Source organism: Flavobacterium xueshanense (genome assembly GCF_900112975.1).
GTDB lineage: Bacteria > Bacteroidota > Bacteroidia > Flavobacteriales > Flavobacteriaceae > Flavobacterium > Flavobacterium xueshanense.
In genome coordinates, this window is record NZ_FONQ01000001.1 from 98730 (window position 1) to 116562 (window position 17833).

Below are 17833 nucleotides of genomic sequence, written 5' to 3' on the forward strand. Positions count from 1 at the left end.
TCAAACATAAAAGCTTACCTTTGCGTAGGCTTTTTTTATACCCAATCATGACACTACAAACCGACATTACTACGCTCGAAGATATTAAATTGCTCGTTGATACTTTTTATTCCAAAGTTCAAAAAGACGAGTTTATAGGAACCATATTCAACGAAAAAATAGGCAACCGCTGGCCAGAACATTTAGAAAAAATGTATCGTTTTTGGCAAACTATTTTACTCGAAGTTCATTCTTATTCCGGAAGCCCATTTCCTCCACACAAACAATTGCCAGTTGCTAAAGAACATTTTGATCGTTGGATGGAAATTTTCACGGAAACCACTGACAACTTATTTTCTGGTCCATTAGCTGAAGAAGCTAAACTTCGCGCAAAAAATATGGCTGAAATGTTTAATTACAAAATTGACTACTTCCGCAATCTTGAGAAAAATCAAACAAACAATTCCTAGTATTAGAGTGGCTTTTTAATCCAAAATATATTCCTTTTTGCAAACAGCAACACATTCTTTTATGCGCAATTTATTATTACTTGTCATTTTACCTGCTTTTCTTTTTTCTTGTTCCAATTTAAAGCAAACGGCTGAAAACAAAGCAAATCCGAGTTTAAAATTAATAAGCTCCATTGAAATTCCTTTTGATGAAACGTTTCAGAATACAAAAGTGGGCGGATTATCCGGAATCGATTATGATGCAAAAAATGATTTGTATTATTTGATAAGTGACGATCGATCGGTGTTTAACGATTCAAGATTTTATACTGCAAAAATTCGTTTGCTCGAAAATAAAGTAGAAGGTATCGATTTCCAAAGTGTCGCCACTTTAAAAAATGAAACCGAAAAAGTGTATGGTAATTGGAACACCACGCCAACTACTTCAGCAGACCCGGAAGACATCCGATTCAATCCAACAACGAACACTTTGGTTTGGAGTAGCGAAGGTGCACGTGTAATTACTGCAGATAACGAAGTTTTACAAAATCCTTTCGTTAATTTCATGGATTTAAAAGGTGATTTTTTAGGAAACATAACCTTGCCAGAAAATTTGTCAATGCAAAAACTTGAAAAAGGTCCAAGAAATAACGGCACTTTAGAAGGGATAACTTTTGACAAAAAGTTTAAATACATCTATACTAACATAGAAGAACCTTTATTTGAAGACGGCAACCAAGCTAACACTAGCAAAGGCGGTTTGATCAGATTGTATCAATTTAATACCAAAACAAAAAAGAACACCGCTCAATTTGGCTATCAACTCGAACCTATTGCTCGTGAACCCAATCCGAAAGGCACTTTTGCCGTGAATGGCGTTACGGCAATTCAGTATTATGGCAAAAATCAGTTATTGGTTGTGGAACGTTCCTTTTCTACCGGTACACAAGCCTGTACGGTAAAAGTATTTTTGTGTGAGTTAAAAAAGGCAACTAACGTTAAAAATTTCAATTTTTTACAAAACCAAAAATTTCAATTAGCTTCTAAAAAACTGATCCTAAACATGGATGATTTGGGAATTTTTATTGATAATATTGAAGGATTGACTTTTGGGCCAAAATTGGCAAATGGTAATCAATCTCTACTATTTGTATCTGACAATAATTTTTCAGATAAACAAAAAACGCAGGTATTGGTGTTTGAGTTGGTGAAGTAGTCTATTGCTCGGATAAGCACAACCGTTGGCGCACAATTTCATCATGTGCCCACAATAATGAGAATATAAAACGTTTAAAGTAAAAACGCAATGAAACATAGTTGGAGAATGTTTGAACTTATTCTATCAGGAATTCAGATTTGCTTTGGGCTTTTAATATTGTTTTTTGTCCACTTTACTTGTAATCAATATTATACTTTTTTATGGAAAAATCCATTAGTGGACCATCAAAGCATTGTTCAGATGGCTCTCAGAAAAAATGTAACTTTAGTAATTGTATCAGTAATTGCTATTTCATCAGCAATATTTTTAATCAAAAACTTATCGAAAGGATGGGTTATGAGCGTTACAACTTGGTTTATGTTTACAATTATATTGATAATTAATTCTTATAGATTAAACCAAAGCAATCCTAATGATTTAGATTTGATTTCTATATTTATTTTAGGGATAATTACAGTTATTTTTATAGCTATCATATTAGCATTAATTAATATCGAATTCAGACAGAAATACAACCCTACCATAAAAAATTGGATTGTTATAGCAATTTCGATTGTTGTGCTGACAGCTCTAAAATTTTTGTAAGCCTAAACGATAGTGTGACAAACTGAGTGGAATTTCTTCATGTAATGTGTTAATGTGATTGCTTCGTTCCTCGCAAAGACAGAATGCCGCTGAAATCATATTAAATCAAACCTAATCTCCAATTATACCCCAACTCCCCTAGCCCCGATTGCAATGAAAAGCTTTTTGCGAAAGCCGTTTTGGTTTTTCTTGTTGCTGCAGAGCGACCAAAGGAAGCTCCTGCGGAAACATTAGAAAAACAAACGGGTTTGCAAAAACTTGCAATGAAAAGCGGGAAATCGCTCCTGAAATTTGTACTTTTGCAGTTGAACTACAAGGTTTTCGATATGATCTCAACTATAGAAAGCAATCCGTTATTAGACCGATTGCCAAAGCACTTAAAACAATTCATCAAACCTCAGAATTATAGCGATTACTCGCCCATAAATCAAGCGGTTTGGCGTTATGTGATGCGCAAAAATGTAGCCTACTTATCAAAAGTGGCGCATAGTTCGTACTTGGAAGGATTGAAAAAAACAGGAATCGAAATTGACAACATTCCGAGCATGTATGGTATGAACCGTATTTTGACTGAAATAGGTTGGGCAGCGGTTGCGGTGGACGGATTTATTCCGCCAAATGCTTTTATGGAATTTCAGGCGTATAATGTGCTTGTAATTGCTTCTGACATTCGTCAGCTCGAACATATCGAATACACGCCTGCTCCGGATATCATTCACGAAGGCGCCGGCCACGCTCCCATTATTGCCAATCCGGAATATGCGGAATACCTGCGTCGTTTTGGGGAAATAGGCTGCAAAGCGATTTCTTCGCATAAAGATTACCAAATGTATGAAGCCATCCGACTGCTTTCTATCCTGAAAGAAGCCGAAGATACGCCGCAAGCTGATATTGATGCTGCCGAAAAAGCAGTGGAAGATTTGCAGAACAACATGGGTGAATTATCCGAAATGGCGCAAATCAGAAACCTGCATTGGTGGACTGTAGAGTATGGTTTGATAGGAACTATCGACAATCCAAAAATTTATGGCGCCGGACTGCTTTCATCTATTGGAGAAAGTGCGTGGTGTATGACGGATAACGTGAAGAAAATTCCTTATGACATATCAGCGGCTAACCAAAGTTTTGACATTACAAAACTGCAACCACAACTTTACGTCACTCCAGATTTTGCTTATTTAAGCTTGGTTTTAGAGGAGTTTGCCAATAAAATGGCGTTGCGTACCGGAGGATTATCAGCAATCAATAAGTTGATTCATTCGAATGCTTTAGGAACAATTGAATTGAGCACTGGAATTCAGATTTCGGGAGTTTTTACCAATGTTATTGAAGAAGAAGGAAAACCCGTTTATATACAAACTACAGGAAAAACAGCGTTATCATACCGCGAAAAAGAATTAGTGGGTCATGGAACGGCTAAACATCCGCAAGGTTTTGGAAGTCCTATTGGAAAATTAAAAGGTATAAATCTCGCGATTGAAGACATGAGTCCAAGAGATTTAAGCGCTTATTCAATTACCGAAAGTGAAACCGTAACACTTGAATTTGAAGGAGATATTACCGTAAAAGGAGAAATTATCACCGGATCAAGAAATCTGCACGGTGAAATAATTTTAATCAGTTTAAAGAATTGTACAGTGACACATGGAGAAACTATTTTGTTTCAACCGGAATGGGGAATTTACGATATGGCTGTTGGTAAAAAAGTGATTTCGGCTTTTTCAGGTCCTGCTGATGTAATTAGTTTTGATATAATTTCGCATGTTCCATCAAGTAAAACCATTAAAGCAAAACATACCGCGGAACGTGATGATTTAGAGGTTTTATACCAAAAAATTCGTAACATAAGAGAAACCAAGGATAAGGAAACTTTTTTAGCACCAGTTTTTGAAAAATTACGAGACAATCATCCAAACGATTGGTTGCTGGCTGTTGAAATCACGGAACTTCTGAAAGATCGAAATGAACCACAATTATTACAGGAAGTATCGGTTTATCTCGATCAATTAAAACAAAAAAGACCTGAAGTAGCGCATTTGATTGCAGGTGGTTTGGATTTAATTTTCGACAAAGAGAAAGCGTAAAAAAATTTAACCGCAACTTTAGCAATTTTTAGCATTAGCTAAAATCTCTTTATTTGCGGTTCATTTTTTAAATTACAATTTAATTTGCTTTCCAAAATCTTTTTCGCTTTCAATTACTTTTCCTTCGTATTGTAATTTCCAACCCATGGTATTGGTCAGAATCAATATTTTAGACAATTCACTTATCAATCGATTTTGAGCATTTGTTTTTAGTGACGATTTTTCAATTTTCTTGGCTAAATTTGCTTTTACAGATTTATTAATTTTATTGTAATCATCTCCAGTAAATGGATTCAATTTACTTTGTTCGACGTTGTAAAACTGAATATCAGGGCTAATTTTTATTTCTTCTTTGGGAATACTAATAATTGTGATTGTTTTATTTTTTTCATCAATATCGTATTTCATTTTGTGCAAATCATAGGCAACAGTCACATCGGCATTGACAATCACTAATGCTTTTTTCTCGAATGAAAGCATATCCAATAAGTATTTCTGCTGATTCTTATAGGTAATCACTTCTGAGAAATGACCTTCAGTAACAACTAATTTTCCAACATTTAGAATTTGTTGTTGAATGAGATTAGTATTGTAACTGATGTCTTCATCATCGTTTTTCTTAAAGTCACAAAATTTGAATAATAAAAATATTCCACCGATAACTGCGATTGCAATAAGTATTCTTCTAAGCATAATTAAAATTTCATGAATGAATATTCTGATTCCAATTTAGTGATTTTTTCTCTGACTTTAGACTCAAATTTCAAATGACTTTCAGATTTCGGATTAAAAGGCTTGTGCGAAAGACTTTTTTGAATAGTTGAAACTTCATCCATCGTCGCAAAAGCAGTTTCAGAAATTGTAGTTTCCTTATAACGTTTCCAAATATAATTGATGGCCACTTGATTGGGATGTAACATATCTTCGGCATAAAAACGGTAATCCCGAAGTTCATCCATCATGATTTCGTAGCTGGGAAAGTATTCTGTGTTCAATTCACAGTGTTCAGTACCTAGAACACTGTGAATAGCCGAAATCAAGTTAGATTTGCTCCACTGATTTTCTACAAAACCATCTTTGATGTGACGCACTGGAGAAACGGTGAAAATAATAGTGCAATTGGGATTTACACCATGAATTAATTTGATTGTTTTCGCAATACTTTCTTCTATTTCTCCAATAGAAAGTAATTCTTTCTTGAACTGCTTTTGTGGCACTTTATGGCAATTCGCCACAATAAAATCGCTTTCTATGTTTCGATAAATCCACGATGTTCCATACGTGATGATGATATGTGTCGATTCGGTTATGTGTTGATTTGTTGATTTGATTAGTGCATTTAAGGATGCTAATAAATCCTCTTTATTTGAATTACTCAAATCCGAATGCACATCAAAACAATGCCAGCGTTCATTATGAAAAAAAATATCGTTATCTGTAAATTGTTTTCCAGAAACAGCAAAATCAATGAGCTTTTCAATCGCTAATGGATGAAATAAAATACCAAATGGATTACAGCTATTTTGAAATTTAAAATAGTCCAGTTTCTCCGCCATATTTACCGCAAAACAAGATCCCAAAGACATAATTTTAGAATTATACTCTATTGGACAATTACTTTTGGAAATGGGGATTTGGGTTCTGAATTGCATTACTTTCTATTTGCTACAAATTTCAATAATTTTAGCGAATTAAATGAGGTTTAATTCTTTTTTCATTGGCATAAAAACCCTTTGACAGTTTTAAAATTTGAAAGGGTTGCCATAAAATAAATGTTTCCCTTAGTAGAAATATTGTGTTTTCAAATAACCCGTATTCCCATTAGCAAAAATTGCCGTTTCTGAAACCCGTTCTTTTGGATAATTTTCCAAATCGTAAGTATAAAAGCTTTTATATATAATAGCTGATGACGATATTTGGTCATCTTCTGAAACACTTTTAATCACAGTGCTGATTACAGTATTATTTAGCGAAATTTTTTCACTTTGATTTAGTAATTCTCTGAACCCCGTAACTTGAAACAATGGATTTTTCTCAACATCATAATCATAGCTTACGCTGTAATTCGAGATAACTCCGGCGTTAGCATTGTCTAATATTCGATCGTCTTTGATCAAATTTTCATTTTCAAAATACAACGTGCCGTGAAATTCTTTTACTTGCTGATTTGTTGAAACAATCGTAAATCTTTCATAAGATACCGTTTCATCGGAATTATGAATGTACCTGATTCTGTAATTACCCAAAGATTGCACTTCGGATAATTTACCTTTTAGATAACTGTATTCAATAGTCTCCTGAAGCTGATTTTTTTTGTTAAGCAGTACCGTTTTTTTGATTAAACCATCTGTATATATAAAATCAGTACGTTTCTGAGCCCCATCAATACTCACGATCTCATTGCCATTATAATTGAATAAAGTTGTTTCTGAAATGCCTTCTTCTGAAGTTTCAACAACTTTCTTCAGCAATTTTATATTATCTTCCAAATCATTTGAACACGAAGATAGTGTCAATACAAAAACCGATAAGACCCAAAGTAGAACTATTTTATTTTTCATAATAAACTTATCGCTTCTACCATTTAATTTTTGGCACAAAAGATTTTAAATCTAAACAAATAAAATTTTCTCCACAATATTCATCGTTATAATCCTTATATTTCAGTCAAACTACTGCTTTTGAATCTAATTTTAATGCTACATAAAAATACTAAAACAAGGTATTGTCGTTAAAAAATAAACCCTCTTAGATCATAAATCTAAAAGGGTTTTTATAATTAAAAATATATTCAAGCTATTTCACAAACTCAATAGCGTTCTCCAATGCTTGTTGAATTCCAGCTACATTCTTTCCACCCGCTGTCGCAAAAAACGGTTGCCCGCCGCCGCCGCCTTGGATAAATTTACCCAATTCGCGAACAACTTGCCCAGCATTTAGGTTTTTCTCCGCAACTAATTCTTTAGAAACATAACAGGTTAACATTGGTTTTTCTTCCTCGGCTGTAGCTAAAACTAAAAATACGTTATTTCCTAAATTTCCTAATTCATACGCCAAATCTTTTGCCCCTTCAGCATTCAAATCTACTTGTTTAGCCAAGAATTGAACGCCGTTTATTTCCTGAATTTCAGCAATCAAACTCGCTTTCAAATTTTTAACTTTATCTTTTACCAAAGCCTCAATTTGCTTCGTTAATTTGGCATTTTCTTCCTGCATAGAATGAACGGCTTTCAAAATATCCTGAGGATTTTTCAAGGCTGTTTTTACTTCATTCAACGTATTTTCATACGATGCAAAATGTGCTTTTACCGCCTCACTTGTAATCGCTTCGATTCGACGAATTCCAGCAGCAACTGCTCCTTCAGAAACAATTTTGAAATGCCAGATTTCAGCCGTATTTTTTACATGGATTCCACCACATAATTCCATGCTTTCGCCAAATTTAATCGCACGAACCTCATCTCCATATTTTTCTCCAAACAACGCCATTGCTCCTTCTTGAACTGCTTGCGCAAAAGGAATATTTCTTCTTTCAACCAACTGCAATTGCTCTTGAATTCTTGCGTTTACAAAATCTTCCACTTGTTGCAATTCGGTTTCTGTCATTTTAGCAAAATGAGAAAAGTCAAAACGCAAATAATTTGGATTTACTAAAGAACCTTTTTGTTCTACATGCGTTCCAAGAATACTTCTCAACGCCTGATGCATTAAATGTGTGGCAGAATGATTTCTGGAAGACAAACTTCTCAAATCCTGATTTACTTTAGCAACAAAACCAGCGTTTATATTTTCCGGTAATTGTTTTGTAAAATGCAAAATCAGGTTATTTTCTTTTTTAGTATCGATGATTTCAATAGTTTCATTTGCTGAAACCAAAGTTCCTTTATCACCCACTTGCCCTCCACCTTCTGGATAGAATGGCGTGTTATCTAAAACGATCTGGTATAAAATCCCGTCCTTTTTACTGTCAATTTTACGAATACGAGTGATTTTTACGTCACTTTCTGATTGATCGTAACCCACAAATGTTTCTACATTTCCTGGAATCAACACGGACCAATCTTCGGTAGAAAGTTCTGATGCTGCACGGGAACGATTTTTTTGAGCTTGCATGGCAGTGTTAAAACCTGCTTCATCCAGTTCCAATCCTTTTTCTTTAAGAATTAATGCTGTCAAGTCAATTGGAAATCCAAAAGTATCATATAATTCAAATGCTTTAGTACCGGAAATCCTCCCCAACCCTTCCGAAGGAAAGGCTTTTTCCTCTTCGATAACTTTATCTAACAACTGTAATCCTTGGTCTAACGTTCTTAAGAACGATGCTTCTTCTTCGCGAATTACATTCGTAACCAATTGTTCTTGCGATTTGATTTCCGGAAAAAATTCACCCATTTGCTTGGCCAAAACGGCTACCAATTGATTGATAAACGGTTCTTTGGTATTCAAAAACGTAAATCCGTAACGAATTGCACGACGCAAAATTCTACGAATTACATATCCTGCGCCAGTGTTTGATGGCAATTGCCCGTCGGCAATAGCAAAAGCTACGGCACGAACGTGATCGACCACTACACGAATGGCGATATTGGTTTTATTTTGCTCTTCGCTGTTATTTAAAACTTCGTTTAAAGTGTATTTTAATCCTGTAATTTGTTCTACCTTTTCAATAAGTGGCGTAAAAACATCCGTGTCATAATTAGACGTTTTGCCTTGTAACGCCATGCACAAGCGCTCAAATCCCATCCCGGTATCCACGTGTTTTGCAGGTAACTTTTCCAGAGAACCATCTGCTTTACGGTTAAATTCCATAAATACATTGTTCCAGATTTCCACTACTTGCGGATGGTCATTATTCACCAAACTTTTCCCTGAAACTAAAGCTTTTTCTTCTGCAGAACGAATATCAACGTGAATTTCTGAACACGGTCCGCAAGGTCCTTGATCTCCCATTTCCCAGAAATTATCTTTCTTGTTTCCAAGAATGATTCGGTCTTCGTCAATCAATCCCTTCCAAATATCCCAAGCTTCCCGATCGAACGGTACGTTTTCTTCTGGATTTCCTTCAAAAACAGAAACGTATAAATTTTCTTTAGGGATTTTGTACACTTCTGTCAAAAGTTCCCAAGCCCAGGTGATAGCTTCTTTTTTGAAATAATCCCCAAAAGACCAGTTCCCCAACATTTCAAACATGGTGTGATGATACGTATCAAAACCTACATCTTCCAAATCATTATGTTTTCCTGAAACACGAAGGCATTTTTGCGTATCGGCAATTCTGGTGCTTTTTGGCGTTCCATTACCCAAAAAATATTCTTTGAACTGTGCCATTCCTGAATTATTGAACATCAAGGTTGGATCATCCTTTAAAACTATAGGTGCTGATGGAACGATTAAGTGCCCTTTTGATGCGAAAAAATCCAGAAATTGTTTACGTACGTCTTGTGATTTCATTTTTTTAATTTAAATATTTAAAGATTCAAAAATTTAAAGATTATTTAGAATTGAAATTTTCAATCTTAAAATCATTAAATCGTTTAATTTCTTTTGCCCCAGATAAAAGTGAAAAGCTTCGAGATTTATACATCTATTTTTTCTTGAGGTGGCAGAGCGACCGTAGGAAGCTCCTGCTGGCTCATTTGAAAAAAAGAGGTATGAACGAGAACTTGCAACGAATAGCTGGAATAGGCACATTATTTTATTTATTCCTAAAAAAAAGGTGTAACAAATGAAACATTTCTTAAATTTGTTCGTCTAACCTTTTACAGTGTGCAAAAATAGGGTATTTTAAAATATGTCGAAAGTAAAATATTATTACGATTCCGAAAATCTAGCCTATAGAAAAATAAAGACACGAAAAAGAAGAAAATTTGGTGTTATTATCCTGTTTTTATTGGCATCGGCGCTGTTTGGTTTTTTGAGTTTTATAATTTTATTGAATACTCCTTATTTTGAAACGCCAAAAGATCGTTTGCAAGCGCGTGAAATTGAAAATTTGAGATTGAATTACGCCATTTTAAATAAAAAAATAGATCAGTTAAATGGCGTTGTTGATGTTATTGAAGATCGGGATAATAATTTGTATCGTGTGTATTTTAACAAATCAGCTATTCCGGATTCTATTCGGAAAGCGGGATTCTCGGGAAAAAACGGGTATCAATTATTAGAAGGTTACGACAATTCACAGTTGGTTATCAATACCACAAAAAGGATTGATGTCCTGAGCAAAGAATTGTCGATTCAGTCCAAATCACTGGATGCGATTTTAAAATTGGCAGAAGCCAAAAGTGATTTTTTGTCAGCTATTCCTGCTATTCAGCCAGTACAAAATGAAAATTTAAAACAAATGGCCTCTGGTTTTGGATACCGAACGGATCCTTTTACAAAAGCAAGAAAAATGCACGAAGGTATGGATTTTACAGCTAAAACTGGATCTCCCATTTATGCCACTGGCGACGGATTTGTAGCAAAAGCAGACAATACCGCCTCAGGATATGGAAATCATATTGTTATTCGGCATGGATTTGGGTACGAAACTTTATACGCACATTTGAGCAAATATAAAGCCAGAGCCGGACAACGCGTAAAACGAGGTGATGTTATAGGATATGTGGGAAGCACGGGAAGATCTGAAGGGCCGCACTTGCATTATGAGGTACATAAGGATAAAAAAGTGGTGAATCCGCTTAATTTTTATTACGGAAATATTTCGGCAGTGGAGTATGTTGTCATCGCGCAATTGGCGAACCAAGAGAATCAATCATTAGACTAACACAAAAATAGTGTTCAGTATTCGGTTGGCAGTGTTCAGTAAGAAGATAAAAAATAGTATTCAGTGACTAATTCAACTGGACAAAAAAAATAAAAATAGATATGCATATTGAATTATCTAAAGACAAAAGATATCACAGCATTGGCGAAGTGGCCAAAGCATTTGACGTGAATGCATCGCTGATTCGTTTTTGGGACAATGAATTTGATATTCTGAAACCAAAAAAGAATGCTAAAGGCAATCGAATGTTTACTCCGGAAGATATCACTAATTTACAATTGATTTATCATTTAGTGAAAGAAAGAGGTTTTACGCTGGAAGGTGCCAAAACCCATTTGAAAGAAGGACAAAAGAAGACATTGGACAAGTTTGAAATTATTAGAAAATTAGAAACGATACGCACACAATTAACAAATATTAAAAACGAACTTTAGAAGTACAATGACAATTGCATTTCTAAAAAATCAATTAAAAATAAAAACTAAATAATAAACATTAAATTAAATAAACATGAGAAGATTTTTGCCTTGGATTATCGGAGCGGTTGTAATTTTTGTAATTTACAGCTGGGTTAAAGGAATTAACAATACTGCAGTAACGTTAAACCAAAATGTAGAACAATCTTGGGGTGATGTCCAAACTGCGTATCAAAGAAGAAATGACCTTATAGGAAACTTAGTAAATACCGTAAAAGGTGCCGCTGATTTTGAAAAAAGTACATTGACGGCCGTTATTGAAGCTCGTTCTAAAGCGACATCAGTAAATGTTGATCCTGCCAATATTACTCCGGAACAATTAGCAGAATTCAACAAAGCACAAAGTGGCGTTTCATCAGCATTATCAAGATTATTAGTAACTGTTGAAGCGTATCCTGAATTGAAAGCGAACCAAAACTTCTTGAAATTACAGGATGAATTGGCGAGTACAGAAAATCAAATTCTAACCGCAAGAACGCGTTTTAACGAAGCTGTTAAACCCTATAATTCTCATATCAAAACGTTCCCAAATAGCCTATTTGCCGGATTGTTTGGATTTAAAGAGAAAGCATACTTTACTTCAGTTGAAGGTGCTGATAAACCAGTTGAAGTAAAATTCTAATCTAAAAAACAATGTCAAAAGTAGAAGATTTTTTAACCAAAGAAGAAGAACAAGAAATTGTTGAAGCTATTCGCATGGCTGAAAAAAATACTTCTGGCGAGATTAGAGTTCATATAGAAAAAACAACTTCCATGGATGCGTATGATCGTGCCATGGAAGTTTTTCATGAACTAAAAATGGATGAAACCGAACTTCAAAATGGTGTTTTGATTTACTTAGCTGTAGAAGACAGACATTTTGTAATTTGTGGTGACAAAGGCATTAATGATGTTGTTCAAGATGATTTTTGGAATTGTACCCGAGATATTATGGTAGCAGAGTTCAAAAAAGGAGATTTCAAACAAGGTCTAATTGACGGAGTTACCAGAGCCGGAGAGCAATTGCAGAAATATTTCCCTTGGCTGGAAGGCGACACAAATGAATTATCAAACGAAATATCTAGAGGATAATGCTATTACAAAAAAAGAATACTATAATTTTCCTAAAGCTGTTTGTTTGTTTGTTACTCACACAAATTGGCTTTGCGCAATTTACCATTCCTGAAAAACCAACTTTACAGACTTCTGTTTATGATTATGCGAATGTTTTAAGCGCAACAGAAAAAGCACAATTAGAAGAAAAACTGATCAAATATTCTGATTCTACAACCACTCAAATTGTGATTGTTACGATAGAAACTCTTAAAGGGGAAGATATTGGTATTCTTACACCAAAATGGGGACAGACTTGGGGAATTGGAGGAACAGCAAAAAATGACAACGGAGTTCTTATTTTATTGGCTAAAGCCGAAAGGAAAATATGGATCTCCGCAGGTTATGGTCTTGAAGATCGATTAACAGCAGGTATCGGTGGAGAAATTACCCGAAATATTATTATTCCTGAATTTAAAGCGGGAAGTTATTACAAAGGACTTGATAAAGGAACGGATGCATTGATTGATGTTTTTAAAGGAAAGTACAAAGGAGAACGCGTAAAAACAATTAAAGATAAAGGATTCCCCATTTTGCCTCTCATTATTATTGTCATCATTATATTAGTGCTGATATCGCGAAACAAAGGCGGAGGAAATTCTGGCAACAGAGGTGGCGGAATAGGACCTAGTTTGTTGGATGTCATTATTCTGAGTAGCCTAGGCAGAAACAGTGGCGGAGGTGGTTTCGGCGGAGGTTCATCTGGTGGTGGATTTGGCGGTGGAGGTTTCGGCGGTGGATTTGGCGGCGGAGGTTTCTCTGGTGGTGGATCTGGTGGAGGTTGGTAGTATCCAGTTTCCTTCTTGATAAAACAAATATTGAAAATCAAAAAATTAAAGGCTTTTTTATATTGTAAATAATTTTTATTCGCAGGATTCAAGTTAAAAATACAACTTTTTGAGTAAACATCTAATCAGGTGTTTCAAAATTAAATCTTAGACTCAATTTAACCTTTTTTAATACCGATATCAAAGATTTTCAAACTAATGTACAGGCAGCTGAATTAGGTGTAAACCGTGGATATCTCGCCAATGCAGATAAAGTAAAGGTAAAAGGAGTAGAATTGGATGCCAGTTTTGTAATCAGTAAACATTTTACCATTAATGGTGCAGCGACCTATACAGATAGTAAATATGTTAAATTTACAAATGCACCTCTTCCGTTGGAAGAAACAGGAGCAGCAGTATCCTTTAAAGATGTTTCCGGAACTGCGTTGCCAGGTGCTTCAAAATGGGCAGGATCTTTAGGAGGTGAATTTTCAAACAAAGCAAGATTTTTTGGGAATACAGGAAAAACATTCCTTGGAATTGATTCTTACGCACGTTCTGAATTCTCTTCAAGTCCATCTGCTTCAAAATATTTAGTAGTTCAGGGTTATGCCCTATTCAATGCTCGTTTGGGTTTTCGTGCAACGGATGGTTTTTCTGTACAATTCTGGGGACGTAACCTTTTAGATAAAGATTATTACGAACAACTACTACCTGCCGGCGGAAATTCCGGACAATATGCAGGAGTATTAGGCGATCAGAGAACTTATGGAATTACACTACGCTATTCATTGTAAACACAATAACTTCGAGAAACATCTAATTTAAAACAGCATTGTTAAAACTTAGGTTTTAACAATGCTGTTTTAACTTTTTCTATAACATAATTAATAATTTCAACTTATTAAAATACTTTAAAAAAAAAGTAACAAACTCTATAGGATTTATAGACTTTATGTAAATTTGCAAAAATTCAAATAAAACTTCGTGAAAACCATTAGAACCATTATCTTTTTATTTGTATCGGTACTCTGTCAAGCACAAACGGGGAAAAATATAGATCATCAAAGTATTCTTTGGTCGCGCTATTACAATCAATTGCTATTAAATGATAAATGGTCTTTACATTCTGAATTTGACAACCGGCTTTTTATAAAACCAATACAGAGGAATTTATATGTAGTTCGCTTTCAAGGACGTTATAAAATCAATGATTATTTAGAGACCGGTTTTGGCTTTGCTTATTTCTCTGTTGACACACAAGTCCAAGAAACAAACAATGATTTCAACGTACCTGAATACCGGGGACAACAAGATATTACATTGAAAATAAACGTTAAGCAAGTAACATTGATGCAACGATTTCAAATAGAAGAGCGATTTATTCACAATGCCAATAAGGAAGAGTTGTTGCCAGGCAGCGCATTTTCGTGGAGATTTAGATACCGACTTCAAGGTGATTATACTTTTTGGAGAAAAGAAAAACAATTATTAAAAGCAGTAGTATCCGATGAAATAATGTTCAATTTTGGAGAAAAAATCATCAAAAATACGTTTGATCAAAATAGAATTTATGCCGCAATACACTATGGCATGAATGCCAATTTAGCATTTGAACTAGGTTACTTAAACAGCTTCCAAAGACGAGTTGGCGGAGTCGATTATTTCAACAGAGACATCATTCGATTTAGTATTTACCACAAAATAAAAATCCAAAAAAAGGGTTAAATTGAATTGAGAATCCGTAATCGATTGTAAGAATACAAGAAAGAAATCATCAGTATCATTTTAAAGATTGATTGTCAATACATTAACTTAATATTTGCAATTCATGGCGTAACTTTAGTTAAAAGATATGACCATGAAAAATTTTGCAATTAAACTCGTTTGGTTCACTACCATTTATGTTTTTGTATTTGCCGGTTTATGTCAAACTAATGTTGCTTTACCGGTAATAATGACCCTATATTGCGTTGGTATTCCATTAATACTATTAATGGTATATACCGTCCTTACTGATGATTATAAAACTACAAAAACATTCAAAGATTGGTACGGTGATCATCCTATGGAAACTTTGGAAGAGGAAAAAGAAGAAAGCTAATCATTCGAATCCATTTTAACCCAAAAAATCCCGATTGCTCGGGATTTTCTACTCCTATGAATTTCTGATTTTAATTTTCATTAGCTACTATTAAAATTTATCTCACTTTACTATTTAAAACAAAATAATGCAACCATTTAGGAAAAAATCGTTTCAAATAAACTCCCATAATTTCTTTACCACCAATATAAACTTCAAATTTTTCAGACTCAACGGATTCCACAAATTTTTTGGCAAAAACACTTGTTGGCATTCCATTTTGAGTTGCCGTATCATCTATATTCTGTTTTGATCCGTCTGCCGTCAATGCGTTTTTGGCCACATTCGTTTGAATAAATCCAGGACAGACGAGCGTCACATTAATATTATCTTTTTGATGTTCCATTCTCAACACATCAAAAAAACCATGTAAGGCATGTTTTGCACCGCAATATCCGGAACGGTACGGCGACCCGAATTTCCCCATCAAACTAGTTACAGTAACAAAATGACCTTTCTTGTTTTTGATAAAATGAGGCAATAACGCTTTTGTCAGCGCAACCGTTCCGAGATAATCAACTTCGATTAATTTTTTATCGACCTCAAAATCGGTCTCTATAATCAGGGAACGTTGGCTGACGCCTCCATTATTGATAAGTACATCTATTTTTCCAAAGGCTGCAATAGCTTTTACTACATGATTTTTAGCATTGTCAAAATCAACTAAATCAAAAGGTAAAATGATTACTTCAGTGTTTGAACATTTTGATTTTACAATTTCTAAAGCTTCTCTATTTCGTGCCGAAAGAATCAGTTTGCAATTTTTAGTAGCTAATTCATACGCTAAAGCCTCTCCTATTCCGCTGGAAGCGCCAGTAATCCAAACAACTTTATCGTTTTTTGCGTTCATATTTTTTTCCTAAAAATAAAAAAAGTTTATCAAGCTTTTACAAACTCAATAAACTTTCTAATTTAATTATGGAAATAAAGATTATTTCTCCCTGATATAAATATCGATTGGCACGCCTGAAAAGTCCCAGTTTTCTCTAATTTTATTTTCCAGATAACGCTTGTACGGTTCTTTTACATATTGTGGCATATTAGCAAAAAACACAAATTGTGGTGTTGGAGTTGGCAATTGCATGCAATATTTAATTTTTACATATTTCCCCTTTGTTGCTGGTGGTGGGTATGCTTCAATCACTTTCAACATGAATTCGTTGAATTTTGAAGTAGCGATACGTTGCTGTCTGTTTTCGAAAACTTTTACAGTAGCTTCTAATGCTTTCAACAAACGTTGTTTTGTTAAAGCCGAAACAAAAAGAATAGGCACATCCGTAAACGGCATTAATTCTTCTCTAATTTTAGCTTCATAATCACGAGTTGACATCGTTTCTTTTTCAACTAAATCCCATTTGTTCACTAAGATTACAACACCTTTACGATTTTTTTCAGCCAACCAAAAAATACTTTGATCCTGACCTTCAAATCCACGAGTTGCATCAATAATCAAGATACAGATATCCGCGTGTTCAATTGCACGAACCGAACGCATTACCGAGTAAAACTCTAAATCTTCCTTCACTTTCGCTTTACGACGGATTCCTGCAGTGTCAACTAAGTTGAATTCAAATCCAAAACGGTCAAATTTTGTATCGATAGAATCACGGGTTGTTCCCGCAATGTCTGTAACAATATATCGGTCTTTACCAATTAACGCATTAATAAAGCTTGATTTTCCGGCATTGGGACGACCTACAACTGCAAAACGAGGCAATACCACTTCTTCCTGAGTTGGTTCTGGTTTTATAGGAAAAGCATCAATCAATGCATCCAATAAATCTCCAGTTCCGCTTCCTGAAATACTGGCAAACGTATAATATTCGCCTAAACCAAGATTGTAAAATTCAATTGCATCTTTCTCACGCATCGCATTATCCACCTTATTTACAGCAAGTAAAACCGGTTTCGTCACTTTACGCAACAATCTCGCAACGGCATCATCCATTGGAGTAATCCCCTCTTCTACATCAACCACAAAAATGATAACATCAGCTTCATCAATGGCAAGTTCCACTTGTTTACGGATTTCTCCTTCAAAAACATCATCAGAACCACGCACATATCCGCCGGTATCAATTACAGAAAACTCTTTTCCGTTCCACTCGCTTTTACCATAGTTTCTATCACGGGTAACCCCCGATACTGAATCTACAATAGCTTCTCTTCTTTGTATCAGCCTATTAAAAAGGGTTGATTTCCCTACATTAGGTCTTCCTACTATCGCAACAATATTATTCATAATATAAATTCAAATATTTTGCAAAGGT

Annotated in this window: 17 protein-coding genes and 1 pseudogene; 12 read left to right on the top strand and 6 right to left on the bottom strand. The window is 34.8% G+C overall.

The window, feature by feature from the left end; translation table 11 throughout:
- Positions 1-47 precede the first annotated feature (47 nt).
- The 4 genes from BMZ76_RS00415 to BMZ76_RS00430 all read left to right on the top strand — a co-directional run bounded on the left by BMZ76_RS00415 (position 48) and on the right by BMZ76_RS00430 (position 4316).
- Positions 48-449, top strand: a complete 402-nt coding sequence (locus BMZ76_RS00415) for a group III truncated hemoglobin (protein WP_091202427.1) — start codon at positions 48-50, stop codon at positions 447-449.
- A 61-nt stretch (positions 450-510) separates the two neighbouring features.
- Positions 511-1644: an esterase-like activity of phytase family protein gene (locus BMZ76_RS00420; RefSeq protein WP_091202428.1), complete on the top strand. Its 1134-nt coding sequence runs from the start codon at positions 511-513 to the stop codon at positions 1642-1644.
- Between the two features lie 90 nt (positions 1645-1734).
- Complete coding sequence (locus BMZ76_RS00425) at positions 1735-2232, top strand: hypothetical protein (RefSeq protein ID WP_143071033.1); 498 nt, start codon at positions 1735-1737, stop codon at positions 2230-2232.
- 326 nt (positions 2233-2558) lie between these two features.
- On the top strand, positions 2559-4316 hold the full coding sequence (locus BMZ76_RS00430) for an aromatic amino acid hydroxylase (protein WP_091203074.1): 1758 nt from the start codon (positions 2559-2561) through the stop codon (positions 4314-4316).
- 72 nt (positions 4317-4388) lie between these two features.
- Here the strand turns inward: BMZ76_RS00430 and BMZ76_RS00435 are convergent, their stop codons facing one another.
- The 4 genes from BMZ76_RS00435 to alaS all read right to left on the bottom strand — a co-directional run bounded on the left by BMZ76_RS00435 (position 4389) and on the right by alaS (position 9767).
- Positions 4389-5009: a DUF4230 domain-containing protein gene (locus tag BMZ76_RS00435; protein ID WP_091202430.1), complete on the bottom strand. Its 621-nt coding sequence runs from the start codon at positions 5007-5009 to the stop codon at positions 4389-4391.
- A 2-nt stretch (positions 5010-5011) separates the two neighbouring features.
- Positions 5012-5968, bottom strand: a complete 957-nt coding sequence (locus BMZ76_RS00440) for a GSCFA domain-containing protein (RefSeq protein ID WP_091202431.1) — start codon at positions 5966-5968, stop codon at positions 5012-5014.
- Between the two features lie 129 nt (positions 5969-6097).
- Complete coding sequence (locus tag BMZ76_RS00445; protein ID WP_091202432.1) at positions 6098-6877, bottom strand: hypothetical protein; 780 nt, start codon at positions 6875-6877, stop codon at positions 6098-6100.
- 235 nt (positions 6878-7112) lie between these two features.
- Positions 7113-9767, bottom strand: a complete 2655-nt coding sequence (alaS, locus tag BMZ76_RS00450; RefSeq protein ID WP_091202434.1) for an alanine--tRNA ligase — start codon at positions 9765-9767, stop codon at positions 7113-7115.
- A gap of 340 nt (positions 9768-10107) precedes the next feature.
- On the opposite strand from alaS, the gene BMZ76_RS00455 reads away from it, so the two are divergent.
- The 8 genes and pseudogenes from BMZ76_RS00455 (at position 10108) to BMZ76_RS00490 (ending at position 15524) form a co-directional block, all read left to right on the top strand.
- Positions 10108-11085: a M23 family metallopeptidase gene (locus BMZ76_RS00455; protein ID WP_091202438.1), complete on the top strand. Its 978-nt coding sequence runs from the start codon at positions 10108-10110 to the stop codon at positions 11083-11085.
- Between the two features lie 101 nt (positions 11086-11186).
- Positions 11187-11519 (top strand): MerR family transcriptional regulator, encoded by a 333-nt coding sequence (locus tag BMZ76_RS00460; RefSeq protein WP_091202441.1) that lies wholly within the window; start codon positions 11187-11189, stop codon positions 11517-11519.
- A 76-nt stretch (positions 11520-11595) separates the two neighbouring features.
- On the top strand, positions 11596-12183 hold the full coding sequence (locus BMZ76_RS00465) for a LemA family protein (protein ID WP_091202444.1): 588 nt from the start codon (positions 11596-11598) through the stop codon (positions 12181-12183).
- Positions 12184-12194: 11 nt separating this feature from the next.
- Complete coding sequence (locus BMZ76_RS00470; RefSeq protein WP_091202446.1) at positions 12195-12632, top strand: TPM domain-containing protein; 438 nt, start codon at positions 12195-12197, stop codon at positions 12630-12632.
- Positions 12632-13441, top strand: a complete 810-nt coding sequence (locus BMZ76_RS00475) for a TPM domain-containing protein (RefSeq protein ID WP_091202447.1) — start codon at positions 12632-12634, stop codon at positions 13439-13441. Before BMZ76_RS00470 ends, BMZ76_RS00475 begins: the two co-directional genes overlap by 1 nt.
- Positions 13442-13596: 155 nt before the next feature.
- A pseudogene (locus tag BMZ76_RS00480) lies at positions 13597-14217 on the top strand (TonB-dependent receptor domain-containing protein); the annotation flags it as partial.
- 190 nt (positions 14218-14407) lie between these two features.
- Positions 14408-15148: a DUF2490 domain-containing protein gene (locus tag BMZ76_RS00485; protein ID WP_091202449.1), complete on the top strand. Its 741-nt coding sequence runs from the start codon at positions 14408-14410 to the stop codon at positions 15146-15148.
- Between the two features lie 133 nt (positions 15149-15281).
- A complete protein-coding gene (locus tag BMZ76_RS00490; protein WP_091203075.1) occupies positions 15282-15524 on the top strand; it encodes a hypothetical protein in 243 nt (80 codons plus the stop codon).
- A 97-nt stretch (positions 15525-15621) separates the two neighbouring features.
- Here BMZ76_RS00490 and BMZ76_RS00495 read toward each other — a convergent pair whose 3' ends face one another.
- Both BMZ76_RS00495 and der read right to left on the bottom strand, forming a co-directional pair.
- Positions 15622-16413 carry an SDR family oxidoreductase gene (locus BMZ76_RS00495; protein WP_091202451.1) on the bottom strand — a complete coding sequence of 264 codons (792 nt, stop codon included), beginning with the start codon at positions 16411-16413 and terminating at the stop codon, positions 15622-15624.
- Positions 16414-16494: 81 nt separating this feature from the next.
- Positions 16495-17805, bottom strand: coding sequence for a ribosome biogenesis GTPase Der (der, locus tag BMZ76_RS00500; RefSeq protein WP_039109002.1), 1311 nt, complete (start codon positions 17803-17805; stop codon positions 16495-16497).
- Positions 17806-17833 lie beyond the last annotated feature (28 nt).

Coding starts and splice junctions, on each gene's coding strand:
- BMZ76_RS00490 (WP_091203075.1), top strand. CDS start 15,282: ATGAAAAATTTTGCAATTAAACTCGTTTGGTTCACTACCATTTATGTT.
- BMZ76_RS00415 (WP_091202427.1), top strand. CDS start 48: ATGACACTACAAACCGACATTACTACGCTCGAAGATATTAAATTGCTC.
- BMZ76_RS00435 (WP_091202430.1), bottom strand. CDS start 5,009: ATGCTTAGAAGAATACTTATTGCAATCGCAGTTATCGGTGGAATATTT.
- BMZ76_RS00495 (WP_091202451.1), bottom strand. CDS start 16,413: ATGAACGCAAAAAACGATAAAGTTGTTTGGATTACTGGCGCTTCCAGC.
- alaS (WP_091202434.1), bottom strand. CDS start 9,767: ATGAAATCACAAGACGTACGTAAACAATTTCTGGATTTTTTCGCATCA.
- BMZ76_RS00420 (WP_091202428.1), top strand. CDS start 511: ATGCGCAATTTATTATTACTTGTCATTTTACCTGCTTTTCTTTTTTCT.
- der (WP_039109002.1), bottom strand. CDS start 17,805: ATGAATAATATTGTTGCGATAGTAGGAAGACCTAATGTAGGGAAATCA.
- BMZ76_RS00440 (WP_091202431.1), bottom strand. CDS start 5,968: ATGCAATTCAGAACCCAAATCCCCATTTCCAAAAGTAATTGTCCAATA.
- BMZ76_RS00445 (WP_091202432.1), bottom strand. CDS start 6,877: ATGAAAAATAAAATAGTTCTACTTTGGGTCTTATCGGTTTTTGTATTG.
- BMZ76_RS00475 (WP_091202447.1), top strand. CDS start 12,632: ATGCTATTACAAAAAAAGAATACTATAATTTTCCTAAAGCTGTTTGTT.
- BMZ76_RS00425 (WP_143071033.1), top strand. CDS start 1,735: ATGAAACATAGTTGGAGAATGTTTGAACTTATTCTATCAGGAATTCAG.
- BMZ76_RS00465 (WP_091202444.1), top strand. CDS start 11,596: ATGAGAAGATTTTTGCCTTGGATTATCGGAGCGGTTGTAATTTTTGTA.
- BMZ76_RS00455 (WP_091202438.1), top strand. CDS start 10,108: ATGTCGAAAGTAAAATATTATTACGATTCCGAAAATCTAGCCTATAGA.
- BMZ76_RS00470 (WP_091202446.1), top strand. CDS start 12,195: ATGTCAAAAGTAGAAGATTTTTTAACCAAAGAAGAAGAACAAGAAATT.
- BMZ76_RS00430 (WP_091203074.1), top strand. CDS start 2,559: ATGATCTCAACTATAGAAAGCAATCCGTTATTAGACCGATTGCCAAAG.
- BMZ76_RS00460 (WP_091202441.1), top strand. CDS start 11,187: ATGCATATTGAATTATCTAAAGACAAAAGATATCACAGCATTGGCGAA.